This window comes from Roseovarius tolerans (assembly GCF_900109855.1).
Lineage (GTDB): Bacteria > Pseudomonadota > Alphaproteobacteria > Rhodobacterales > Rhodobacteraceae > Roseovarius > Roseovarius tolerans.
This window is the reverse complement of sequence record NZ_FOBO01000001.1, coordinates 254,805-277,701: the sequence shown is the minus strand read 5'-3', so window position 1 is coordinate 277,701 and position 22,897 is coordinate 254,805. Positions and strand designations below refer to the sequence as shown.

Annotated in this window: 20 protein-coding genes; 5 read left to right on the top strand and 15 right to left on the bottom strand. The window is 63.2% G+C overall.

All coding sequences use genetic code 11. The features are described 5' to 3' along the window. Nucleotides 1–72: 72 nt before the first annotated feature. The 6 genes from BMX04_RS01390 to BMX04_RS01365 form a co-directional block, all read right to left on the bottom strand. Nucleotides 73–630, bottom strand: a complete 558-nt coding sequence (locus tag BMX04_RS01390) for a class I SAM-dependent methyltransferase (RefSeq protein ID WP_074784577.1) — start codon at nt 628–630, stop codon at nt 73–75. Nucleotides 631–725: 95 nt separating this feature from the next. Continuing rightward, nucleotides 726–2,120 carry a dihydrolipoyl dehydrogenase gene (lpdA, locus tag BMX04_RS01385; RefSeq protein WP_074784575.1) on the bottom strand — a complete coding sequence of 465 codons (1,395 nt, stop codon included), beginning with the start codon at nt 2,118–2,120 and terminating at the stop codon, nt 726–728. A gap of 125 nt (nt 2,121–2,245) precedes the next feature. Further along, complete coding sequence (locus tag BMX04_RS01380) at nt 2,246–2,824, bottom strand: DUF924 family protein (protein WP_074784573.1); 579 nt, start codon at nt 2,822–2,824, stop codon at nt 2,246–2,248. A gap of 100 nt (nt 2,825–2,924) precedes the next feature. Continuing rightward, nucleotides 2,925–4,178: an MFS transporter gene (locus tag BMX04_RS01375; RefSeq protein WP_074784571.1), complete on the bottom strand. Its 1,254-nt coding sequence runs from the start codon at nt 4,176–4,178 to the stop codon at nt 2,925–2,927. Between the two features lie 67 nt (nt 4,179–4,245). Beyond that, nucleotides 4,246–5,334 carry a tRNA preQ1(34) S-adenosylmethionine ribosyltransferase-isomerase QueA gene (queA, locus tag BMX04_RS01370; RefSeq protein ID WP_074784569.1) on the bottom strand — a complete coding sequence of 363 codons (1,089 nt, stop codon included), beginning with the start codon at nt 5,332–5,334 and terminating at the stop codon, nt 4,246–4,248. Then, entirely contained in the window at nt 5,331–8,720 is a 3,390-nt protein-coding gene (locus BMX04_RS01365; protein ID WP_074784567.1) for a YhdP family protein, read from the bottom strand. The genes queA and BMX04_RS01365 overlap by 4 nt, the downstream gene beginning before the upstream one ends. Before the next feature lie 108 nt (nt 8,721–8,828). Between BMX04_RS01365 and BMX04_RS01360 the strand changes: the two genes are divergently transcribed. The 4 genes from BMX04_RS01360 (at nt 8,829) to BMX04_RS01345 (ending at nt 12,152) form a co-directional block, all read left to right on the top strand. Next, nucleotides 8,829–9,284: a peroxiredoxin gene (locus tag BMX04_RS01360; protein ID WP_074784565.1), complete on the top strand. Its 456-nt coding sequence runs from the start codon at nt 8,829–8,831 to the stop codon at nt 9,282–9,284. A gap of 20 nt (nt 9,285–9,304) precedes the next feature. After that, the gene (locus tag BMX04_RS01355) at nt 9,305–10,108 is read left to right on the top strand and encodes a ferritin-like domain-containing protein (protein WP_074784707.1); all 804 of its coding nucleotides are present in this window, start codon (nt 9,305–9,307) and stop codon (nt 10,106–10,108) included. A gap of 180 nt (nt 10,109–10,288) precedes the next feature. Then, a complete protein-coding gene (locus BMX04_RS01350; RefSeq protein ID WP_175477309.1) occupies nt 10,289–11,608 on the top strand; it encodes a M23 family metallopeptidase in 1,320 nt (439 codons plus the stop codon). After that, complete coding sequence (locus BMX04_RS01345; RefSeq protein WP_074784563.1) at nt 11,598–12,152, top strand: bactofilin family protein; 555 nt, start codon at nt 11,598–11,600, stop codon at nt 12,150–12,152. Before BMX04_RS01350 ends, BMX04_RS01345 begins: the two co-directional genes overlap by 11 nt. A 53-nt stretch (nt 12,153–12,205) precedes the next feature. Here the strand turns inward: BMX04_RS01345 and BMX04_RS01340 are convergent, their stop codons facing one another. From BMX04_RS01340 to BMX04_RS01330, 3 genes are all read right to left on the bottom strand, one after another. Beyond that, complete coding sequence (locus BMX04_RS01340) at nt 12,206–12,790, bottom strand: HNH endonuclease (RefSeq protein ID WP_050662437.1); 585 nt, start codon at nt 12,788–12,790, stop codon at nt 12,206–12,208. Nucleotides 12,791–12,954: 164 nt separating this feature from the next. Beyond that, a complete protein-coding gene (locus BMX04_RS01335; RefSeq protein WP_074784561.1) occupies nt 12,955–14,775 on the bottom strand; it encodes an ABCB family ABC transporter ATP-binding protein/permease in 1,821 nt (606 codons plus the stop codon). A gap of 70 nt (nt 14,776–14,845) precedes the next feature. Beyond that, complete coding sequence (locus tag BMX04_RS01330; RefSeq protein WP_074784559.1) at nt 14,846–16,087, bottom strand: LysM peptidoglycan-binding domain-containing protein; 1,242 nt, start codon at nt 16,085–16,087, stop codon at nt 14,846–14,848. A 102-nt stretch (nt 16,088–16,189) separates the two neighbouring features. Here BMX04_RS01330 and BMX04_RS01325 point away from each other — a divergent pair, with 102 nt between their 5' ends. Continuing rightward, nucleotides 16,190–16,741: an LOG family protein gene (locus BMX04_RS01325; RefSeq protein ID WP_074784557.1), complete on the top strand. Its 552-nt coding sequence runs from the start codon at nt 16,190–16,192 to the stop codon at nt 16,739–16,741. On the opposite strand, the gene rarD is transcribed toward BMX04_RS01325, so the two are convergent. The 6 genes from rarD to BMX04_RS01295 form a co-directional block, all read right to left on the bottom strand. Then, on the bottom strand, nt 16,702–17,598 hold the full coding sequence (gene rarD / locus BMX04_RS01320) for an EamA family transporter RarD (protein ID WP_074784555.1): 897 nt from the start codon (nt 17,596–17,598) through the stop codon (nt 16,702–16,704). The genes BMX04_RS01325 and rarD overlap by 40 nt on opposite strands. A 127-nt stretch (nt 17,599–17,725) precedes the next feature. Then, entirely contained in the window at nt 17,726–18,184 is a 459-nt protein-coding gene (locus tag BMX04_RS01315; protein WP_074784553.1) for a baeRF12 domain-containing protein, read from the bottom strand. Further along, nucleotides 18,184–18,414 carry a hypothetical protein gene (locus BMX04_RS01310; RefSeq protein WP_074784551.1) on the bottom strand — a complete coding sequence of 77 codons (231 nt, stop codon included), beginning with the start codon at nt 18,412–18,414 and terminating at the stop codon, nt 18,184–18,186. The genes BMX04_RS01315 and BMX04_RS01310 overlap by 1 nt, the downstream gene beginning before the upstream one ends. A gap of 157 nt (nt 18,415–18,571) precedes the next feature. Further along, on the bottom strand, nt 18,572–19,171 hold the full coding sequence (locus BMX04_RS01305) for a superoxide dismutase (RefSeq protein ID WP_074784549.1): 600 nt from the start codon (nt 19,169–19,171) through the stop codon (nt 18,572–18,574). A 111-nt stretch (nt 19,172–19,282) separates the two neighbouring features. Next, nucleotides 19,283–19,852 carry a sarcosine oxidase subunit gamma gene (locus BMX04_RS01300; protein WP_074784547.1) on the bottom strand — a complete coding sequence of 190 codons (570 nt, stop codon included), beginning with the start codon at nt 19,850–19,852 and terminating at the stop codon, nt 19,283–19,285. Next, entirely contained in the window at nt 19,845–22,853 is a 3,009-nt protein-coding gene (locus tag BMX04_RS01295) for a sarcosine oxidase subunit alpha family protein (protein ID WP_074784545.1), read from the bottom strand. The genes BMX04_RS01300 and BMX04_RS01295 overlap by 8 nt, the downstream gene beginning before the upstream one ends. Between the last annotated feature and the right edge of the window lie 44 nt (nt 22,854–22,897).

The window sequence follows — 22,897 nt, the reverse complement described above, 5'->3', positions numbered from 1 at the left end:
CACACATAGAAGAGACGCGGCCCGGGTCCAAGTCAATTTTGCGAACATTACAAGAACGCAGGCCGTGGCCGCCTATTTCTGCGCCAGGGCCCAGGTACAGATCGGGAATTGCGGATCGTTGGTCAGATCGTCGGTGTCGGGATCATGCGCCGGGGGCCACTCGGCTTCGAGGTTGCGCGCGGCGGCGGCGCGGTTGCCCCATTGCCGCGCGGTGATCCGGTCCTCGTGAAACCCGGCCTCGACCAGCAGGTTCTTCAGTCCCCGCGCACTCCACCGTGAACAATCGACCGGGTCGCCGTGATAGGGAATGTAGAACGGCACTGCCAGCCAGAACCAGCCATCGGGCCGCAGCATCTCGCGCACGTGGCGGATGGCGGCATAGGGCCGGTCCAGATGTTCCCAGACCTGATTGGCAAGGATGATGTCGAACTGCAGAACCGCGCCGCCCTCGCCGGTATAGGGCCCGTTGCAGATGTCGTATTTCGGATAGCGAAAGCGCGTGTAACTGCGAAAACTGTAGCGATGGCCGTATTTACCGGAGATTTCCGCCGCGTCCATCTCTTCGACATCAAGCGCCCGCAGCCAACGGCGCGAGACCTGCTGCATCACGATCCGGTTCAGACTGGCCACGCGGGTTCCCCTGTTTACGCTTTTACTCTGCCCCGCAACGACAAGGGGCGCAAGCCTTGGCCCACGCCCCTGCCCTCATCGGAAACCCTGCTCCGTCAGATATGGATCACGCGGTCATAGGCATCGAGCACGCTTTCATGCATCATCTCGCTGAGCGTGGGATGCGGGAAGACCGCCTGCATCAGGTCTTCTTCAGTGGTCTCCAACTGACGTCCCACCACATAGCCCTGAATAAGCTCGGTCACCTCGGCCCCGATCATATGCGCGCCCAATAGCTCGCCTGTCTTCTCGTCAAACACCGTCTTGATCATGCCCTCGGCCTCGCCAAGCGCTATCGCCTTGCCGTTGCCGATAAAGGGGAAGCGGCCGACCTTGATCTTGTGCCCCTTCTCCTTGGCCTGCGCCTCGGTCAGACCGACACTGGCGACCTGCGGCTGGCAATAGGTGCAGCCCGCGATGCTGTCGGGATCGACCGCATGCGGATGCCCGCCCGCGATCAGCTCCGCCACCATCACGCCCTCATGGCTGGCCTTGTGCGCGAGCCAAGGCCCGTTGGTGGCATCCCCGATCACAAAAAGCCCCTCGACGCCGCTGCGGCAGAATTCATCTGTCACGACGAAAGATTTCTCGATCTTCGCGCCCAGCTTTTCCAGCCCCAGACCTTCGGTATTGGCGACGATGCCGACGGCGGAGATCACCGTGTCGAAATCGTGCTTCTCGACCTTGCCATCCACCTCGATATGCGCGGTCACCTTGTCCTTGGCGCGGTCCAGCTTCTTGACCATGGCCTTGACCTTGATCTTCATCTTCTGCTTCTCAAAGGATTTCTTGGCGAAGGCGGAAATCTCGGCATCCTCGACCGGCAGAATGCGGTCCATCACCTCGACCACGGTCGTATCGGCGCCAAGCGTGTTGTAGAAACTGGCGAATTCGATGCCGATGGCACCCGAGCCGATGACCAGCAATTTCTTGGGCATATGCGGCGGCACCAGCGCGTGCTTGTAGGTCCAGACCCGTTCACCATCGGCCTCCAGCCCCGGCAATTCGCGTGCCCGCGCACCAGTGGCAAGCACGATGTTTTTCGCGGTCAGTTCCTCGGTGCCCTTGTCGGTCTTGACGCTCACCTTGCCCTTGGCGGGCAGCGTCGCCTCGCCCATCACCACGGTGATCTTGTTTTTCTTCATCAGATGCGCCACGCCGCCGCTGAGTTGCTTGGCCACCCCGCGCGAGCGCTTGACCACCGCGTCAAGATCATAACCGATCCCCTCGGCGCTCAGCCCGAATTCCTTGGCGCGGTGCATCAGGTGAAACACCTCCGACGACCGCAGCATCGCCTTGGTGGGGATACAGCCCCAGTTGAGGCATATTCCGCCCATATGCTCGCGCTCGACGATGGCCACCTTGAGGCCCAGTTGCGCGCCCCGGATCGCGGCGACATAGCCGCCCGGCCCCGCCCCGATCACGATCATGTCATAGCTGTTCGACGCCATATGGCCCTCCGCTTGCAAATTTAGTTTGGTATTAAACTATTTTTGGAATGACGACAACGCGCCAAAGCACGCCGGTTGCGCAAACACCCGGCAGACGCCTGTTTTGTCTGGCTTAAAGATCGGCTTCAGGCCGCCGCCATGACCTGACGCAGCGTGGCCCCATATCCGCCTTCGGCCTCGAAGGCACGCTCCAGCGCGGTGGAGGGACGCGACAAAGCCTCGTTGCGATAGGGAAAGCGTCCGAATTGGCGGATCACTTCGCGATGCGCGCGCGCATGCGTCATGTTCTCGGGGCCGTGCTCCGGCATCCGCTCGCAGATAAGTCGCACGCAGCGTTCCTGATCACACAGGTTCTCGGAATGCATCAGAGGCAGGTAGAAGAACTGTCGCGCCGGTTCATCGATCTTGAGATCCCAGCCCCGGTTGATCGCCACCTTCGCCGCCGCAAGCGCCACCTTGTCGGTGGCAAAGGCCCGTGCCTCATTGCGGAACATGTTGCGCGGAAACTGATCGGTCAGGATGACATAGGCCAGCGTGCCGGTAGGATAGGTCAGCCAGAGGCTGTAAGCCCCCGCGCGGGCGTTTTCCCAACCACTCTGGAATCGCTTTCGCACGGTGTCGTCCAATGTATCGGACGCCTTGTACCACCCTTGCGGACCCACCTCGTCCAACCAGAACCCAAGAACATCTTCGGGCGAAACCATAGGACTCTCCTCATTCCCCTATGACAATAAGATGACGTTAACGCGAGTTAACGGTATTTTCACAGTAAAATAATACTTCAAGAGGGACATAAACACCGGATTACCCCTGATTTTCGTCCTGCGCGCTCTCGATGGCGACTTCTTGCGCATATTCGACGGCCATTGGTGACGACTCCGGGGAAACCGGCTGGTAGCTATCGGTCTGCTGCATTGACGGTGCCGCGCGCTGTGTCATCCGGTAGATCGCATAGCCCACCAGCGCGAACATCAGGACCGCGATATAGAGGAAATAGCCCCCCGGCCCAATCACGCCCATCATCCAGCCGACGATCAGCGGCCCGGCAATCGCGCCAAGCCCGTTGATAAAGACCATGCCGCCTGCCGCAGCCGCCATGTCGTCATGCTCCAGAAAATCGTTGGTATAGGCAATCAGCAGCGAATAGATCGGATTCGAGGTGCCCCCCACCAGAACTGCGGCCAAGATCAAAAACCAGTAGTTGTCGCCAAACATCATGCCGACAAGCGCGCCGCCCCCGGTGATCAGCGACACACCCGCAATCAGCTTGCGGCGGTCCATCCGGTCCGACATCCAGCCAATTGGATACTGCGCCACCACCGCCGCCACGTAGAACGCAGCGACAAATGCCGAGATCTGCGGCACGCTCAGCCCCGCCTCGGCCCCGTAGACCGCCGCCATGCCGAATTGCGCCGCGAACACTCCCCCGGTGAGCAGCATACCGACGCAGCCCAGTGGCGAGATTTTCATGATCTGCCGCAGCGACAGCGGCTTGGTCGTGCCAAAGGCGGGCGTCGGGCTGACCGACAGCAGGATCGGCGCGAAGGCAAGCGAGACGAGGACCGACGGAATCACGAAAAGCACATAGCCCGACGGGTCCGCCAGAACCATGATCGCCTGCGCCGAGACGATGCCGACCATCTGCACCATCATGTAGAGCGACAGCGCCTTGCCGCGCATCGCATTGGTCGCCGAATTGTTGAGCCAGCTTTCCGCCGTGACATAGACGCCCGAGAAACAAAATCCGATCAGCACCCGGCCAATCGACCAGGCCCAGGGCTCCGTCACGGTCGGATAAAGGATCAGCACCGCCGAAATCATCGAGCCGAGTGCTGCGAAGACCCGCACATGTCCGACCCGGCGGATCATCTCGGGGGCCATGCGCGATCCGAACAGGAAGCCGACGAAATAGGACGACATGACGACCGACATCTCGAAGGTCGAGAACCCTTCAAGCGCGCCGCGAATACCCAGAAGCGTGCCCTGCATGCCATTGCCGACTTGCAGCAGCATCATGCCCAAAAGCAGCGCCCAAGCCCCCGACAATACCTGAAACATCACGTCTCTCCGTCAACCCACCCCAGCCTCGCAAAGCCCGGGCGCGCGCGTCTGCGTCAATCGCGACTCAATCTGTCGCGCTCGTATCTCGCCTGTCAGGGTTTGGTGCCGGTATCAACAGCGAAGCATCACCATAGGAAAAGAAGCGATAGCCCTGCGCCACGGCATGCGCGTAGATACGCCGGATTTCGTCCTGCCCCATAAGCGCCGAAACCAGCATCATCAGCGTCGACTTGGGCAGGTGGAAATTGGTCATCAGCGCATCGGTGACTCGGAACTCGAACCCCGGATAGATAAAGATATCGGTGTCGCCCTGCCACGGTACGATCTCGCCAGTGGCGCGCGCCGCCGTCTCGATCAGGCGCAGGGCGGTTGTGCCCACCGGGATGATCCGCCCGCCCGCCGCCCGCGTTTCGGCAATCTCGGCGGCGGCCTGCGCGCTCACCTCGCCCCACTCGGCATGCATCTTGTGGCTGGTGACGTCCTCGACCTTCACCGGCAAAAAGGTGCCCGCCCCCACATGCAGCGTCACATGGGTGAAGGTCACCCCCCGGGCCCGCAGGTCGTCCAGCACGACCTCGTCGAAATGCAGCGACGCCGTTGGCGCGGCCACTGCCCCCGCGTTGCGCGCCCAGACCGTCTGATAATCCTCGCGATCCTGTGCATCCGCCGGCCGCTTGGCGGCGATATAGGGCGGCAACGGCATGGCGCCTGCGGCATCGAGCGCCGCGTCGAAATCATCGCCCGTCAGGTTGAAGCGCAGCCGCCCCTGCCCCTCGCCCTTGGCCACGAGCACCGCCGAGAGCGCATCTGAAAACACGATGTCCTCGCCCTCGCGCACCTTCCTGAGCGGCTTGATCAATGCAGACCATGTGCCGTCCGCGCCCGGCTCCAGCAGCGTCACCTCGATCTTCGCGGCACCTTCGCCCGGTGCGCCATGGCGATGCCGCCTGCCGCTCAGCCGTGCCGGGATCACCTTGGTATCGTTAAGCACCAGCCGGTCCCCCGGCTGCAACAAGTGACCCAAATCGGTCACGCGGGCATCATGGATGACCTCCCCCTGCGCCACCAATAGCCGCGCCGATCGGCGCGGGCGCGCGGGCCGTGTAGCGATCAGCGTCTGCGGCAGGTCAAAGTCGAAATCTGTCAGTTTCATCGGTCATTTCTATCGTAGATCGGTGCTCGATTCTCGGACTCACCCTGTCCCGATTGCCGCGACGTGGCAGGAGGACCGCCGCCGTCGACCGTCGGCGCAGGCCTGCGGAACATCTCGCGCAGGAAACCCGGCGTCAGGGCAGACAGAGGATTGACCCCGACATCCGGGTTCGCGGCGGGTCCTTTGAGCGTATAATTGAACCCGATAAGCCCCTCGCCGGGGCGGGTAAAGACCTCGCCGATGGCATTCAGCACATAGACCGGCGAGATCACGCCCTGCATGTCCATCCGCTTGCTCGCCAGATTGTAGAACCCGTCCATCGAAATGCCCACCGACGCCCCGACAGCACTCGCCTCAAGCAGCGTCAGCCGCGTAGGCGTCAGGCGAAAGCGCGCATCGACGCTGCCGAAATGCAGGCCCTGACCGGAGAACTGTTCCAACAGGCCAACGACGCTGATCGTGTTCAAAAGCGCGGCGAGCGCCGGGGCCTCTCTTACGCGCAATTGCTGGATCGCCAGAACGCCATCATAACTGCCCGGCTCGGGCGCGGGGGTCAGGATCAGTTCCATCGTGCCCTCGCGTGCCTGCTTGAGCAGCCCCGCCGCCGCCAGCACCCGCCCGGCATCGTCGCTGCGAATGCGAAACGCGCTGCGCCCCTGCATCGGCACCACGTCGCCGGTGATCGGCGTTATTCCGTTGAGCTGCCCGGTAAAACTGCCCTTGGTGCCGCCTGCCGTGTTCAGATCCCCGCGAAACTGCGTCAGGGCGAGCGTGTCCGACACCTGCAACCGGTCGAGCCGGAGGGTGACCGGACCACCGCCGCCCGCGCCACCACCTTCACCCATGAGCGAGGTCTGCCGCAGATCGACCTGACCGCCCGCCACCTCGATCCGGGGCACAGCCCCCGGCCCGCGCCCGATCAGCGACACCGGCGCATTCAGCCAATCGCCGATCTCGACGCTGGTGAAATCGGCCCGCTCCAACCCGCCTTGCGGATTGATCGTGACCGACCCCGTTGCGCGCAACCCTGCCGCAGAGACGCTCACCCCGTCGATCCGGGGCGGCTGACCGGGGCGGCCCAATTGCCCGGTCACATCCAGCCGCCCGGTGCCGCCCTGACTGAGCGACCAGCCAAGCTGCGGGATGCGCAGGCCAATTCCCGCAAGGTCCGAGGTCAGTGCGAATTGCCCCGGATTGTCCTTGCCAAAGCCGATCTCGATCTCGCCCCACCCGGCCCCCGACAGGCTGCCGGGCGGCAATCCGATCTCGAACTCATCGACAAACCGTTCCGACAGTTCGATCTGCCCGCGCACCCGGCTCTCGCCGCCCGTGTTCGGGCCGAGCGCCATGCTCCAGTCCCCCGAAAGCGGCACGGCACCGATCCGCGCTTCCCCGCCGATCTGAATACGCTCGTTGCTGGCCTCGACCTCCAGCACACTCGCCGTCAGCAAGCGCCCCTCGACCAACGTCTCCGAGCGTACGTCGCGCAACACACCCTGCGCCTCGAAGGCGACTTCCTCGGGCATCAGCTGATCCTTGAGCAGAAAGTTGAGATCGCCGTCCAATCGCGCGCGCCCATCGGCCAGCGTGACCGCCTGCCCCGCCTTCGTCAAAAAGCGGAACGGCGGCGCATCGAGCAGCGACAGCGCAGCGGTGATCGTGCTGTCGGTCTTCATATGCGCCTGTGCGGGGCTTTGCTTGATGCGCAGGTCCGGGATCGAAAAGGTCGTGCCCGAGATGTCGATGCGCCCGCCCTGCGCCGCCGTGACATGGCCGCGCTCGGCATGCACCACAAAGCGGTTGTCATGGATCGAGGCATGGCCCTTGGCCCCCTCGATCGGCGGCACGTCGCGCACATATACCGCACTCAGATCCTCGAAATCGAAGCCAAGGAAAACCTCCGGCAGCGCCCCCGCCTCAGCGCGCAGCGCCAGTTGAATGTCGCTCAGCGTGGCCTTGAGGATGTTCTCGACCATCCAGTCACGGGTCTTGGGCTTGACCGCCTCCGGCCACAGCGCCAACAAACGCTCGGGTGTGATGGCGTCCATCGCCCCCTCCAGCGACAGCGCCCAACCGTCGCTCTGGCCACGGACCTCACCGTTCAGGCGCAGGGTCTTGCCCTGATCATTCAGGCGAAACGCCCCGAGGGACAGCACGAAAGGCTCCAGTTGCAGACGCAGGTCCAGCGACGCGCCCTCGAAGGACACCGGCTCGGGGTAGACGTCTGCCGGATCGGCCACGATCTCCCCGAACGCCATCTGCGCCTGCAATTCGCGGGGCCAGCCATCCTCCATCCCCACCAGTCGCGCCGTGCCTTCGGCACGCGCGCGGCCCCAGCTGCTATCGACCGACAATTCGGTAAAGCGGATTTCCTGCGTCGCAGGATCATAGGTGAAATAGCTGCGCACGGCCTCGAACGGGATCGGCAAGGTTGCCGGATTGGGCTGAAGCACACCAGCCTCGATCTGCAGCGTTGCATTGAGCGGGCCAAGCCGCCCATCGCCATCAACCGCCGCCCGCAGCGCCCCCGAGATCGGCGCATCGAGTGCTGCAAGCCAGGCAAGCGCCGGCGACTGCCCGGCGATCTCGCCGGCCGGCATGTCCTCGAACCGCACGCCGAAATCCGCCGCCGTGGCCCCGATCGCGGTGGTGTAGTTCACCTCGATCGAGGTGGCATATTCGCGCGCGCCCAGCACCGTCACGTTGCCGCGCAGCGTGACCTGATCGTCCTCGCGGCTCAGCCGCAATTCGCCGCCATCGGCAGACCACGCCCGGCCCGCGCGCGCATCCTCGTAGCGCAGGCTCAGATTTTCCGCCAGCACCTCGCGCAGCGAGGCCAGCTGCGGCTGCGCCAGAACCGCGCCGATCTGTTCGGTGACAGACCCCTCCAGGGCATCACCTGTCCCCTCGACCGCCACCGACAACTCGCCCGAGGCGCGGCGGCGCAGCACCAGCCGCCCGCCATCCGCCCGCACGGTCGACGGACGCACCTGACCCTGCAACAGCGCGCCACGCGACAGCGACACCTCCAGCGCCGCCAGATCGGCCAGCCGCCGCCCGCTCTCGTCGTCAAAGGACACCTCTCGCAAGGCGATGCGCGGCACCATGTCCGGCCCAAGGCTCAGCCCAAGTTCCTCGAAAGTCAGCACATAACCGTTCAGGCCACGATTGATCCGGTCGCTCAGGTCGGCCCTGATCCAGCCCGGGGCCGTGACCCCCGCCGCCAGAACCGCAAGCAGCGCCAGCACCACAACGAGCGCCAGCACCGAACAGCCGAAACAGAACTGGCCAAGATGATGCAACAGGCCACGCCGCCCCTCGCGCCCGCGCACGGGGGTCTCCGCCGTGCCCGGCGTGTTGTCCTCTGGCCGTTCTGTTTCGCTCATAGTGTTCGGTCGGGCACCTTATCTGCGTCCCGTCTCTGCCTCATGTCTTTATTCTCGTCTGTTGCGGTCTAATATGGAACTCACAATTTTTCATCAAAGGGAAACCCCATGTCCGACACCTCCGCCCCCGATTTCACCCTGCCGCGCGATGGCGGCGACAGCGTGACCCTCTCCGGCCTGCGCCCGCGCGCCGTGGTGCTGTTCTTCTATCCGCGCGATGACACCTCGGGCTGCACCAAGGAGGCGGTCGGATTTTCCGGCCTGCACGCCGAGTTCGAGGCCGCAGGTGCCGTCGTCATGGGCATTTCCAAGGACAGCGTTGCCAGCCACGACAAATTCCGCGACAAGCACGGGCTGACGGTGCCGCTCTTGTCGGATGCCGAAAGCGAGGTCTGCGAGGCGTTCGGCGTCTGGAAGGAAAAGAGCATGTATGGCAAGAAATTCATGGGCATCGAACGCTCGACCTTCCTGATCGACGGCGAGGGCCGCATCGCGCGCGAATGGCGCAAGGTGAAGGTGCCCGGGCATGCCGAAGAGGTGCTCCACGCGGTGCGCACATTGTGAGCGCCAAGACCCTTGCAGAGATGGCGGTCGAGGTGCTCAGCACCAAGAACGGTCGCAAAAAGACCGCCCTGTCGCGCACGCACGCTGCCTCTTGGGCCGCGGCGCGCGCGGCGGGCCGGGACATTCCCCTCGGCCATGCCGCCCCACCGCCGCAACCGGCGCGGCCCGACCGGCCGGAATTGCTTGATCCGCGCGACGTGCCGCGCCGCCGCCCCGGCTCGGACAAGGGGCGCATCGCCATGTTGCACGCGGTGGCGCATATCGAGCTCAACGCCGTCGACCTGCACTGGGACATCATCGCGCGGTACACCGACACGCCGATGCCCATTGGATTCTATGATGACTGGGTCAAGTCGGCGGATGAGGAATCCAAGCATTTCAACCTGATCTGCGATTGCCTCGAAGAGATGGGCAGCCATTACGGTGCCCTGCCCGCCCATGCGGGCATGTGGCGCGCCGCCGAGGATACCGCCGTTGACCTGATGGGCCGCCTCGCCGTGGTACCGATGGTGCTCGAGGCGCGCGGTCTCGACGTCACCCCCGGCATGATCGCCATCTTCGAGCGCGCGGGCGCCACCCGTGCGGTCGAGGCGATGCAGGTGATCTATGCCGAAGAAGTCCATCACGTCGCCTATGGCTCCAAGTGGTTCCATTTCCTCTGCGGCCGCCACGATCTCGATCCCAAGGAGGTGTTTCACGATCTCGTCCGGCGCTATTTCCACGGTGCGCTGAAGCCGCCATTCAACGAGGAAAAGCGCGCCGAGGCCGGGATACCGCCGGACTTCTACTGGCCTTTGACCGAGAGCGCCACAACGCCTGGTTGAGACAAGCCGCCGAATATAGGCGATTTTCCGCCAACTTGGCAGGAAACGGCCCAGATGCCCCCCTGATTTGGTCAAATTTCTTGCCCAAGGTTAGCCCACTGGCTAAGCAGTGGCCCAAGGCGTCGCTTTCGAGCAACAAGAACGTCGCGAACCGGAAGGGCAATTAGGGACAGAGACCGCGTGCGAACACGACTGGGCATAAGACTTCATTCACTCCTGGAGCGCTACTTTCCCGAAAGACGGGTCTTTCTGCGTTCCGATACCGACACACGCTTCATCCGGCTTGGTCCCGCGACACAGCTGATTGCCTGCGGTGGCGCGGCGGCGATCGTCGCATGGGCGATCATCGCGACCTCGGTGCTGGTGATGGATTCGATCGGGGCGGGCAATTTCCGCGAGCAGGCCAAGCGCGAGTTGCAGACCTATGAAATGCGCCTCAACGCGCTTGCCGACGAACGGGACAAGCGCGCGCAAGAGGCGCTTGCAGCGCAGGAACGGTTCAGCTTCGCCCTCGAACAGATTTCCATCATGCAGTCCGAACTTCTCGCCTCCGAAACCCGGCGGCAGGAGCTTGAAACCGGCATCGAGGTTATTCAGGCCACGCTGCGCCGCACCATGACCGAGCGCGAAGACGCACAGCAAGAAGCAGAGCGCCTGGCCAACGCGCTCGACGCTGGCGGGGCCGAGATCTCCGGCGAGGACGGCAACTCGGCTGGTGACAGCACGGTGAACTTCCTGTCCGCCGCCCTCGCCGACGCAGCCGAGGCGCGCGACCAGACCATCGCCGATGCGCAGGAGGCGCTCGTCCGGGCCGACGAAATGGCCTATGAGTTGCGGCTTTTGCAGGACCAGAACGACCAGATTTTCAGCCAGCTTGAAGACGCGATGGCGATCTCGGTCGAACCGCTCGACAAGATGTTCCGCGCCGCCGGGCTCAATACCGACCGGCTGCTCGACACGGTGCGCCGGGGCTATTCCGGCCAGGGCGGCCCGCTGATGCCCGCCTCTTTCTCGACGCGCGGCGAGACGCTGTCACCCGACGCCGAACGCGCCAACCGCATCCTGGGCCGCCTCGACCAGCTTAACCTCTACCGGCTCGCTGCCGAAAAGGCCCCCTTCGCCCTGCCCGTCAAGAGCGGTTTCCGCTTCACTTCGGGCTACGGAATGCGGTGGGGACGCCTCCATGCCGGGACAGACTTCGCGGCACCGCACGGCACACCCATCTACGCCACGGCTGACGGTGTCGTCGGTCACGCGGGCTGGCAGTCGGGCTATGGTCGCCTCGTGAAGATCGACCACGCCTTCGGCATCGAGACCCGCTATGCCCATATGTCCCGAATCCGCGTGAAGCCCGGTCAAAGGGTCTCGCGCGGAGATAGAATTGGTGATATGGGCAACACAGGACGGTCCACCGGCACCCATCTGCACTACGAAGTCCGCGTGGACGGCAAGGCCGTCAACCCCATGACCTACATCAAGGCAGCGAAAAATGTTTTCTAAGAGCAAGATCAACGAACCAGCGCAAAAACCGGCCGAGAGCAAACCGGCAAGTTCCGAGAACCGTCTCGACAGCGCGCGCCCCGACAGCAGCACCGGCGAGTTCAAGGCGCAGGCCCCCAAGGCCAAGCCGCCCGCTTCGGTTCTCTCGACCGACCTGCACATCACCGGCAACCTCAAGACCACCGGCGATATCCAGGTCGAAGGCACGATCGAGGGCGATATCCGCGCGCATCTGCTGACCATCGGCGAAGGCGCCACGATCAAGGGCGAGGTGATCGCCGATGACGTGGTGATCAATGGCCGCATCGTTGGCCGGGTGCGTGGTCTCAAGGTGCGACTCACCTCCACCGCCCGGGTCGAGGGTGACATCATCCACAAGACCATCGCGATCGAGAGCGGCGCACATTTCGAAGGTTCTGTGCAACGCCAGGACGATCCGCTGTCGGGCAACAAATCCGCCGCCAAACCGGCGCAGACCCAGTCACAGACCCCGACGCCCGCCCAACAACCCGCCGCCAAACCTGCGGATGCCAAGCAGGGCTGACCCCGGTCACATCGTTTGCAAAAAGGCACCCTACAGGGTGCCTTTTTACTGTCTCACGCCTCCAGCTCGGCATCCCAGTAAAGGAAATCGAGCCAGCTTTCATGCAGGTGGTTGGGCGGAAACTTGCGCCCCATGTTGCGCAATTGCTCGGCCCCGGGCGGACGTGGTGGCTTGCGCAGGCTCATGTTGACCTGCCGCAGGCTGCGAGAGCCCTTGCGCAGGTTGCACGGGCTGCAGGCGGCCACGACATTCTCCCAGCTTGTCACACCACCACGGGCGCGCGGCACCACGTGATCAAAGGTCAGATCACCCTTGGCCCCGCAATACTGACAGCGGAATTCATCCCTCAGAAATAAATTAAAGCGCGTGAAGGCCACGCGCTTTTGAGGTTTCACAAAGTCTCTGAGGACGATGACAGAGGGTATCCGTATCTCGGTACTCGGACTGCGCACCCAGTGGTCATATTCGGCCACGATGTCCACCCGGTCCGACCACGCCGCCTTGACCGCCTCCTGCCACGTCCAGAGCGATAGCGGATAGTAGGACAGCGGCCGGTAATCCGCGTTGAGCACCAGAGCCGGGAAATGCCGCAGCGCGGCAGGCTCTCTTACAAATTCGGTTCTGAAATCCCCGTCCATCGTCTGAACTGCCCTTCTTGCGGCCCACGCTCCCAAGCGGCAAGGCGGAATTCCCCTCACCTCTATGCCACTATATATCGTGTTCGGCGGCTGGCAAGCCTGCTATATCGCAGCATATCTAGCTAGCGATATAGGAGGCAAACGTAACTTTGCCATGACAGGTTTCACGCTGCCGCCTCGTCCTGCCCCGACGCCTGCCGCTGCCAGAGCGCGGCATAGCGGCCCTGCCGCGCCAGAAGGTCCGCATGCGTGCCGTCTTCGACGACAACCCCTTGATCCAGAACGACAATCCTGTCGGCCCCGGCGACCGTGGACAGGCGGTGCGCGATCATGATCACGGTGCGCCCCTCCGCTGCACGTGCGAGCGCCTCCTGAATCTCGCCTTCGGTCTGCGTATCGAGCGCGCTCGTCGCCTCGTCGAGCAGAAGGATCGGCGGGTTTTTCAGCAGGGTGCGCGCGATGCCGACGCGCTGTTTCTCGCCACCCGACAGCTTCAGCCCGCGCTCGCCCACCTGCGTCGCATAGCCTTCGGGCAGGCTCGCGATGAAGTCATGAATCTGCGCCGCACGTGCGGCCTCTTCGATCTCATCCTGACTGACCCCGTCGCGCCCATAGGCGATATTATAGCCGATCGTGTCATTGAACAGAACGGTATCCTGCGGCACCACGCCAATGGTGGCGTGCAGGCTGTCCTGGGTCACGTCGCGCACATCCTGCCCGTCGATGCGCACCGCCCCCGCCTGAACATCGTAGAACCGAAAGAGCAGGCGCCCGATGGTCGACTTTCCCGACCCGGAGGGACCGACCACCGCCAGTGTCTGCCCGGGCCCGACATCAAGCGACACCCCCTTGAGGATCGGGCGCGCCGGATCATACCCGAATTCCACCGCATCGAATGTGATGGCCGCGCCTTTCACTTCCAGCGCATGGGCATCCGGTTTTTCGGCAACGTCGGGATTTTTCTCCAGCATTTCGAACATTTCGCCCATATCGACCAGGGCTTGCCTGATCTCGCGATAGACCGTGCCCAGAAAGTTCAGCGGCATGGTGATCTGGATCATGTAGGCGTTGACCATGACGAAATCGCCCACCGTCATGCTGCCGTCCTGAACGCCCATGGCCGCCATCACCATGACGATGATCAGCCCGCCGGTGATCAGCAAGGATTGTCCGAAATTCAGAAAGGCCAGTGACTGCGCCGTCTGCAGCGCGGCGCGCTCATAGCCCGCCATCGCCGCGTCATAGCGATCCGCCTCGCGCGCCTCGGCCCCGAAATACTTGACCGTCTCGTAATTCAGCAGGCTGTCGATCGCCTTTTGATTGGCGTCGGTGTCCTGATCGTTCATCTCGCGCCGCAGCCGCACGCGCCACTCGGTCACCTTGAAGGTAAAGGCCGTGTAGGCGGCGATGACAGCCGCCACCACGACCAGATACCAGATGTCGAACAGCGTCCAGAGGATGATCCCGACCAGCAACAGTTCCAGCACCAGCGGTGCGATCGAAAAGAGCAGGAATCGCAGCAGAAAGTCGACGCCCTTGACCCCGCGCTCGATGATCCGGCTCAGCCCGCCGGTCTTGCGCGTGATGTGGTACCGCATCGACATAGCATGGATATGCTGGAACGTCTGCAAGGCGAGCGCCCGCAACGCACGCTGCGCCACCCGTGCAAAGACCGCGTCGCGCAATTGCTGAAAACCCACATTCATCAGCCGCGCCAAGCCATAGGCGACGGTCAGCCCGACAGCCCCCGCGCCCAGCATCCACGCCGCCTCCTGACCCTCGCCCGCGAGCGCGTCAACGGCCGCCTTGTAAAAGAACGGCGTGCCGACCGAGACCAGCTTGGCCGCGACCAGCAGCAGCAGCGCGATCACCACCCGCCGTTTGACCCAGGGCTGCCCCTCGGGCCACAGGTAGGGCGCGACGCGCCGGATGGTGATCCAGCCGCTGCTCGACGCCTCGGAGGATGTCACGCGAGATGTGCGCATGGGGATTGGGGCCTTTCATCGGATCGAGGGGCACAGATAGGTCCCTGGCCCTCCAATGACCAGCCCGCACTCATTCGGGCAGTTCGAACACCTGCCCCGGATAAATCAGATCGGGGTCACGAATACGGTCACGATTGGCCTCGAACACCCGCACATAGAGAATGCCCTCGCCATATGTCTCGCGCGAAATCGCCCACAGGGTCGAGCCGGGCTGCACCGTGACGACATCGAGACGCGGCGCATCGGGGTTGGGGTTAGGGTCGCGGGTGGCGAGAATGACCTCATCTTCGCGTTTGAACGGGGTTTCGACGCGCGACGTGACCTCGCCCGCCTTGCTGACCTCGTCCACGCGCAGCGTGTAGACGCCCGTATCCACATCCGGCAGCGCGCTTTGCCATCCGCCATCCTCCTCGATTCGCGAGGTCGTAATCGGCTGGTTATCCAGGTAAATCCTGACAAACCCTTCGCCACGGCCGCGCCCTGACAGCTGCACCTCTCCCGCTTCGGAATAGGTGATCGCATCCAGCGCGACCGAGGACATGACCTCCGGCGTGCGCTCCTGCGGGGATTGCAGGACCCGCACACCGCTTTCATTGGAGAGCAACACCGTGGGTTGCTGCGGCTCAGGCGGTGTCGTGACATCCGGCGCGGCGGCCCTTTGCTCCGCAGCGGCTACGACAGGCGCGTCTGCGGGTGCGGCATCGGGCGCGGCTATCGTCTCGACCTCCTCAACCGTGGCGGGCCGGGCGCCCTCTGACGCTGCGGCATCTGTCACGTCAGATACGGCGGCATCGGTCACTTCGGGCGCAGATATCTCGGGTTCCGGCCTCGGCGCGATCAGAATTTCGTCGGTTGACCGGACCTCCGTGCCATCCGTCGCAGAGCGCATGCGCAACGTCAGGACCCGAGGTTGCGAACTCCTCGGAACATCAAGAAACTGAACGAATTTTCCGGCCCCGTCCGGAGCCGCGATACCGATGTCCTCGTCGTCGATCAGGATCGAGACGTCCCAGCCGGGGGCGGCACGACCGGCGACCACCATCTGTCCGTCCGGCTCCAGCCGAAACGTGTCGATGGCCGGCGGTGCGGGCATATCGGGCGTGTCGGGCTCCGCCTGCGCCTCTTGGGTGGGTGGCGCGTTGATGGGCTCGGATGCTGGCTCCGCTTCGGCTGCCGGGTCGGTCGACTGTGTCACCTCTGCGCCCGGCGTATCGCCGCGATAGATATAGATCCCCGCGGCGACCAGGGCCGCCACCGCCAGAGCAACGGCACCCGCAGCAGGCCCAGCCCCTAAACCGGCGAATTTCCTCATCTTTTTTCAACATCCCCTGCCGTGGCACCGCGCCCGGTTGTCGGAGCATAGCAACAAGGCTATCACGGGTCAAAGCAACCCGTTTCAGCCCGGAGTGATCCCATGTCAGAACGATCCGTCTGTGTCTTTTGCGGCGCACGTCCGGGCAAGCGCCCCACATATATGCAGGCCGCGACCGACACCGGCAAGATGCTGGCCGAGAACAGCTGGCGGTTGGTTTACGGCGCGGGGGATATCGGCCTCATGGGCGCCACGGCGCGGGCGGCGCAACAGGCGGGCGGCAAGACCTTCGGCGTGATCCCCGCGCATCTCGTGCGTCTGGAGGTCGGCAAGCGCGACCTGACGCAATATGTCGTGACCGAAACCATGCATGAACGCAAAAAGGTGATGTTCATGAATTCCGACGCCATCGTTGTCCTGCCCGGCGGCGCGGGATCGCTGGACGAGTTTTTCGAGGTCCTGACATGGCGTCAGCTCGGCCTGCATGAAAAGCCGATTTATTTATTGAATACAGACTCGTACTGGACCCCTCTCATGCAAATCCTGGATCACGTCATCGCCGAGGATTTCGCCGCAGACAGCCTAAGGGGCTTTGTGCAACCTGTTGAATCGGTTCAGGATTTGAGGATCGCCCTGCGCGCCGCCCTGTCCTGACGCAGGCTCGCGGTCGTATAGATCGCGAGCGCGGTCCAGATCATCGCGAAGGCCACGGCGTGCCAGAAGCTGAACGCCTCTTGGAAAATCAGCGTTGCGACAAAGAATTGCAGCGTCGGGTTCAGATATTGCACCAGCCCGACGGTGGCCAGCGTGACGCGCTTGGTGGCATAGCTGAACATGATCAGCGGCGTGCCGGTGAGGATGCCGGAAAACATCAGGAGCAGGCTGTCACGCCAGTTGACACCGAATGCCCCATGCCCATCCGAATGAAAATACCACAACACCGTCAGCGCAATCGGTGAAAGCAGCAGAACCTCGGCCGTGACCGACACCACGGGACCGACCGAAAGCCCCTTTTTCACAAGGCCATAGAGGCCGAAGCTCGTGGCGAGGATCAGCGCGATCCAGGGCGGAACGCCAAGGCCCCACGTCAGGGTCACGACCGCACAGAGCGCAAGCGCCACGGCGAAAAGCTGCGCCTTTCCAAGACGTTCACGAAAGGCAATAGCGCCCAGAAGCACCGCCACCAAGGGGAAAATGTAATAGCCCAGTGAGGCCTCCATCGCGCGCCCGATCTGAATCGAGGTGATGAAAACGAACCAGTTGGTCGAAATCATCAGCGCCGCAAAACCGATCAGAAGAATCGACTTTCGACCCGCAAGCGCCTGACCCAGAACTGAAATTCGCCCTTGGACCAGCAGAACGAAGGCGAAGAACACGCAAGACCACAGCGTGCGATGCGCGAGGATTTCGATGGGCGGGATATGATCCAGCAGCTTGTAGTAAATGCCCGACAGGCCCCAGACCGTGCAGGTTGCGACCATCGCGATAATCCCTTTGGTCGCCTCCCGCATGATAATACCGCCCTGTGGTTCGCCCTGCCTCCGTGCTGCCGTAAGCAGACGGCAGGGGCAAGGCGAAAGCGCCGAACCGATGCAGTTTCCACGCACGTGTCATGCAACGGAACGGCGCGCCAAAGGCTCAGAGCTTGGGGTCGAGCTCCGTCTTCAGCATGGTCTCGATCTTGTCGAGCGGGTGGTGGGTGAGGTCCTTGGGAATCTCTGCCACCACCTTGGCCTGAACCTCCTTGTGCAGCGCCTGCCGCAGGTCACCCAGAACAGGCGGCGTGGCGACCAGAATGATCCGTTCGAACGCGCCGCGATGCGCGTACTTGTACAGAATGTCACCCAATTCATGCGCAAAGCGTTCCTTGGCCAGTTCATGCCAATCGGTGTCATCCATGGCCGAACTCTGCCCAACCCCGGTATCGCGCTTGCGCCCTGGACGATTGGCGGATTGATCGTAATCCGACGGGTTTTCCTGCTCGTCCTTGCGCACGACGTCAAGCGCGGGCGAGCTCGCATCAAGAGAGTTGCGCAGGAACAGCGCTTTTTCCCCGTCCGCGATCAACACCCATGTACCATTGGTCAGAACCGCCATTACATCTTCTCCTTGTCACCGCTCTCGTCCTGATCCTGCGCCGTGCCACGCGTCGTCCCAGCTGATGTCTCGTCATGGCGCTTCTTCTCATCGCGGGTGCCGACCTTGCGGGCAATCTCGCCCCCTGTGCGGCCCGCGACAGAGGGTGCCTTTCGCAAGTTCTCAGGTTTTTCGCCGAGGATTTCTTCGGTCTCCCGGCTGCCATCCTTTGATTTCACACGCTCGGCCATAGGGCACCTCCTTTGTACTTGGCTTCATAAGAAAAACGTTTGGAAGGGCTCAAGGTTCCGTCAGAAAACCACGTCGGATCAAAGATCTACTCAGTGACACGCAACAAAAAAGGCCCGCCAATTTGGCGGGCCTTCTGCGATCGGGTCAGGCCCGGGATCACATGCGCGATGCGACGTTTTCCCAGTTCACCAGGTTGTCGAGGAAGTTCTGGAGATAGGCCGGACGCTTGTTGCGGAAGTCGATGTAGTAGGAATGCTCCCACACGTCACAGCCCAGAAGCGCTGTCTGGCCAAAGCAGAGCGGGTTGACGCCGTTCTCGGTCTTGGTCACCTTGAGGCTGCCATCGGTGTCTTTCACAAGCCACGCCCAGCCGGAGCCGAACTGACCGGCCCCTGCGGCGGCGAAATCTTCCTTGAACTTGTCGAGCGAGCCAAAGCTATCGGTGATCGCCTTTTCAAGCTCGCCGGGCATGCCGGTGCCGCCGGGGGCCATCATCTCCCAGAACTGGTTGTGGTTCCAGTATTGCGAGGCGTTGTTGAAGATGCCCGACTGCGCGACAGCCTTGGGGTCATAAGTGCCCTTGATGATCTCTTCGACCGATTTGCCTTCCCACTCGGTGCCGGCGACGGCCTTGTTGCCGTTGTCGACATAGGCCTTGTGGTGGATGTCGTGGTGATATTCCAGCGTCTCGCGGCTCATGCCGTGATCGGCGAGCGCATCGTGCGAATACGGAAGGTCGGGAAGTTCGAAAGCCATGGGTATGCCCCCTGTTCGTTGGTGTTGAAATCCGATGCCCTTACATGGTGGGCGGATCAGGCAAAGGTCAACCCTGTTGGGGCAGAGTTTTTCCGTCGGGATTGGCGGGGCTCAGCCGTAAACCCCCACACCCCCCCCAGGAAGTGCTGAGGTTTTCAACAGGTTGAAGGCATAATCCGCCACCGAGCGGAAGCAGATCAGGTGGAACGTGCCCGCCTCATCCAGCCAGAACGCGGCGGGCACCTGCGCCATGCGGGTGCGTCGGAACATGCCGGGGGTAAAGGCGGCCTCCGACAGGTCCACCGGGCAGAGCTTGGCGACGGTTTCGCGCGCACCCGGCCCCGAAACGTGCAAGAAGGTGCGCGCGTCCGACACGTTGGCGACTAGGAAATGCTGACCCTTGAGGGCCCCTTCCAGCGCCGCGATGATCTGCGCCACCTCGGCATAAGGGCACATCAGCAAGAGCTCGTCCGGCGACATCCACAGCACGGCGGTTCCCTGCCCGCTCAGCGCCTGACGCTGCGCGGGAATGTCGAGGCCGACGGCGTTTTGAACCGCCGCCTTCACCTCTTTCGACGACAGATCGCCACGCAGGGTGATCATACCGGTCAGGCCCGCGTCCTCAATCGTGGCGAGCCCCTCGAAGCGGGCCCCGTTCAGGGGGGTTATGGCCTCAGACATTCTGCTTCTCCCCATCCTTGTCGTAAAATACTTGATCGACGATCTTCGCCTTGACGATACCGCCGTCGACCTTTGGGAATTCCAGCACCTCGCCCATGCGGTCCGGCCCGTGATGCACAAGCCCCATGGCGATGCCACGCCCAAGCGTGGGCGAGTGGTAGGTGGAGGTCACGCGGCCCTGCGTATTGCGCTGACCGTTGGCGTTCGTGCCCGGGGCCGTCGCATAGGCCCCATCAGGCAGCACCTCACCCTCGAGCGTCTCCAGCCCTACCAGCTTCCAGCGGTTGGGATCGGCCATATGCTCACGCTCCTGCGCGCGTTTGCCAAGATAGTCGTCTTTCTTCTTGGAAATCGCCCAGTCCATGTTCAGGTCCTGCGGGATGACCGTGCCGTCCGTCTCGTCCCCGATCATGATGAACCCCTTCTCGGCGCGCATCACGTGCATCGCCTCGGTTCCGTAGGGCATGACCCCGTATTCCTCGCCCGCCTCCAGCAGCGCATCCCAGAGGGCGCGACCATGGCTTGCGGGCACCGACAGCTCGAAACTCAGCTCACCGGCAAAGGAAATGCGGAACACACGCGCCGGTATGCCCGCCACGGTGATCTCGGTCCAGCCCATGAAGGTCAGCGCATCGGCGCTGATATCGTCCTCGGTCAGCTTTTCGATCACCTTGCGCGAATTCGGCCCCGCAACGCCCACCTGCGCATATTGCTCGGTGACATTGGCGGTATAGACCTTCCAGTCCCACCATTCGCATTGCAGCCAGTCTTCCATGTGGCCATGGATCGATTCCGCCCCGCCAGTGGTGGTGTGGACAAGGAACGTCTCCTCATCCAGCCGCGCCACCACACCGTCATCCATCAGAAAGCCGTTCTCGTTGCACATCAGGCCGTAGCGGCAGCGCCCCGGCTTCAGCGTGGACATCATGTTGGTATAGAGCACGTCCATGAAGCGGCCCGCATCCGGTCCCTTGACTATGATCTTGCCAAGGGTCGAGGCATCGAGCAGCGCAAGGCTGGCCCGGGTCTGCTTGATCTCGCGGTTCACGGCCTCGTGGCGACCCTCTTCGCCCTTCGGAAAGCAATAGGGGCGACGCCATTGCCCGACCGGCTCGAAATCCGCGCCATTGGCCTCGTGCCAGCCATGCATCGGGGTCTTGCGGATCGGCTGAAAGATCTCGCCCTTGGCCTCGCCCGCGATCGACGACAGAGAAATCGGCGTATAGGGCGGGCGGAAGGTGGTCGTGCCGGTCTGCGGAATAGGCTGGTTGAGCGCATCCGACAGGATAGCCAACCCGTTGATATTGCTCAGCTTGCCCTGATCCGTGGCCATGCCGAGCGTGGTGTAACGCTTGGCATGCTCGACGCTCTCATAGCCTTCGCGCGCGGCGAGTTGCACGTCCGACACCTTCACATCGTTCTGGTAATCAAGCCAGGATTTCATCCGCAGCTTGATGCCCGCACCCTGCGGCATGAGCCAGACGGGCTGCATCGGGGCCTCCTCCGAAGTGCTGGCCTTGGGGGCCTTGCCCTTCGGCTTATGGCCCATGGCCTTGGCCGCCGCCTGCCCTGCGGCATGCGCATCGGACACGACACTGGCCAGATCGCCCGCGCCATTGGCCGCCCCGGCTGGGATCACGAAACCCTCGCCCTTGGCGCCTTTCGGCGGTTGATCCGGGTCGGGGCGGAAATGCGCGCTCGCCTCGTCCCAAATGAGCTTGCCACCGCAATGCGACCAGAGGTGCACAACCGGCGACCAGCCGCCTGACATCGCGACCGCGTCGCATGCGATCTCTTCCAGCACCGCGCCTTCGCCCGCCTGCGCGCAGATGGCGACGCCGGTCACGCGCTTGCCGCCCTTGACCTTTGCGATGCCCTTGCCGTTCTCGACGCGGATGCCAAGCGCGCGCGCCTCATCGGCCAAGGCACCGCCGCCCGATTGACGGGCGTCGAGGATGACGGGGATTTCAAGGCCAAGCTGCTTGAGCGTGATGGCGGTGCGATAGGCGTCGTCATTGTTAGTGACAACCACGGTGCGATCACCGATGGAGACACCGAAATCGACCGCGTAATCGCGAATGGCCGAGGCGAGCATGACGCCGGGAACATCGTTGCCCGCAAAGCTCAGCGGCCGCTCGATGGCGCCAGTGGCGGTCACGATCTGGCCTGCGCGGATGCGCCAGAGGCGGTGGCGGGGGGCATCGCTGCCGGGGGTGTGATCGGCAACACGCTCATAGCCGAGCGCATAGCCTTGATCGTAGACCCCTGCACCCATGCAGCGATTGCGCAGGGTGACGTTGGGCATGCCTTGCAGTTTAGCAATCGTGGCATCGACCCACTCCGCGACCGGCTGGCCGTCCACCTCTCCACCATCCACAGGCGACCGCCCGCCCCAATGGGCGGTCTGCTCGATCAGCATGACCTTTGATCCGGCCTCTGCCGCCGCGAGTGCCGCCTGCAGACCAGCGACACCGCCGCCCACCACGAGCACGTCACAGAAGTAATAGAAATGCTCATACCGGTCCGGATCACCGGGATTGGACGCCTTGCCCAGACCCGCCGACTGACGGATGAACGGCTCGTAGACATGTTTCCAGAACGGGCGGGGATGGATGAACATCTTGTAGTAAAAGCCCGCAGGCAGGAAGCGCGACAGGTGTGTGTTGACCGCGCCGATATCGAAATCGAGGCTCGGCCAGTGGTTCTGGCTGATGCAGGTCAGCCCGTCGAACAATTCGGTCGTGGTGACGCGCTGATTGGGCTCGAACCGGGTGCCTTCGCCCAGACCGACAAGCGCATTGGGCTCTTCGGCCCCGCTCGCCACGATACCGCGCGGGCGGTGATACTTGAACGACCGGCCCACCAGCATCTGATCATTCGCCAGCAGCGCCGAGGCGAGCGTATCGCCGGGATGGCCCTTCAGGCGCTTGCCGTTGAAGGTGAATTCGATGGCGCGGCTGTGATCGACGAGGCGACCGGTCTTGGCCAGACGTGTGCTCATGTCTTGAACCCTCGGGCCCGGCGGGCGGGCGTTGTTTTGTGAGT

Bases quoted from the DNA above. Each gene is read 5' to 3' on its own strand.
- lpdA (WP_074784575.1), bottom strand. From the start codon at position 2,120: ATGGCGTCGAACAGCTATGACATGATCGTGATCGGGGCGGGGCCGGGC.
- BMX04_RS01380 (WP_074784573.1), bottom strand. From the start codon at position 2,824: ATGGTTTCGCCCGAAGATGTTCTTGGGTTCTGGTTGGACGAGGTGGGT.
- BMX04_RS01375 (WP_074784571.1), bottom strand. From the start codon at position 4,178: ATGTTTCAGGTATTGTCGGGGGCTTGGGCGCTGCTTTTGGGCATGATG.
- queA (WP_074784569.1), bottom strand. From the start codon at position 5,334: ATGAAACTGACAGATTTCGACTTTGACCTGCCGCAGACGCTGATCGCT.
- BMX04_RS01365 (WP_074784567.1), bottom strand. From the start codon at position 8,720: ATGAGCGAAACAGAACGGCCAGAGGACAACACGCCGGGCACGGCGGAG.
- BMX04_RS01360 (WP_074784565.1), top strand. From the start codon at position 8,829: ATGTCCGACACCTCCGCCCCCGATTTCACCCTGCCGCGCGATGGCGGC.
- BMX04_RS01355 (WP_074784707.1), top strand. From the start codon at position 9,305: ATGGCGGTCGAGGTGCTCAGCACCAAGAACGGTCGCAAAAAGACCGCC.
- BMX04_RS01345 (WP_074784563.1), top strand. From the start codon at position 11,598: ATGTTTTCTAAGAGCAAGATCAACGAACCAGCGCAAAAACCGGCCGAG.
- BMX04_RS01340 (WP_050662437.1), bottom strand. From the start codon at position 12,790: ATGGACGGGGATTTCAGAACCGAATTTGTAAGAGAGCCTGCCGCGCTG.
- BMX04_RS01335 (WP_074784561.1), bottom strand. From the start codon at position 14,775: ATGCGCACATCTCGCGTGACATCCTCCGAGGCGTCGAGCAGCGGCTGG.
- BMX04_RS01330 (WP_074784559.1), bottom strand. From the start codon at position 16,087: ATGAGGAAATTCGCCGGTTTAGGGGCTGGGCCTGCTGCGGGTGCCGTT.
- BMX04_RS01325 (WP_074784557.1), top strand. From the start codon at position 16,190: ATGTCAGAACGATCCGTCTGTGTCTTTTGCGGCGCACGTCCGGGCAAG.
- rarD (WP_074784555.1), bottom strand. From the start codon at position 17,598: ATGCGGGAGGCGACCAAAGGGATTATCGCGATGGTCGCAACCTGCACG.
- BMX04_RS01315 (WP_074784553.1), bottom strand. From the start codon at position 18,184: ATGGCGGTTCTGACCAATGGTACATGGGTGTTGATCGCGGACGGGGAA.
- BMX04_RS01310 (WP_074784551.1), bottom strand. From the start codon at position 18,414: ATGGCCGAGCGTGTGAAATCAAAGGATGGCAGCCGGGAGACCGAAGAA.
- BMX04_RS01305 (WP_074784549.1), bottom strand. From the start codon at position 19,171: ATGGCTTTCGAACTTCCCGACCTTCCGTATTCGCACGATGCGCTCGCC.
- BMX04_RS01300 (WP_074784547.1), bottom strand. From the start codon at position 19,852: ATGTCTGAGGCCATAACCCCCCTGAACGGGGCCCGCTTCGAGGGGCTC.
- BMX04_RS01295 (WP_074784545.1), bottom strand. From the start codon at position 22,853: ATGAGCACACGTCTGGCCAAGACCGGTCGCCTCGTCGATCACAGCCGC.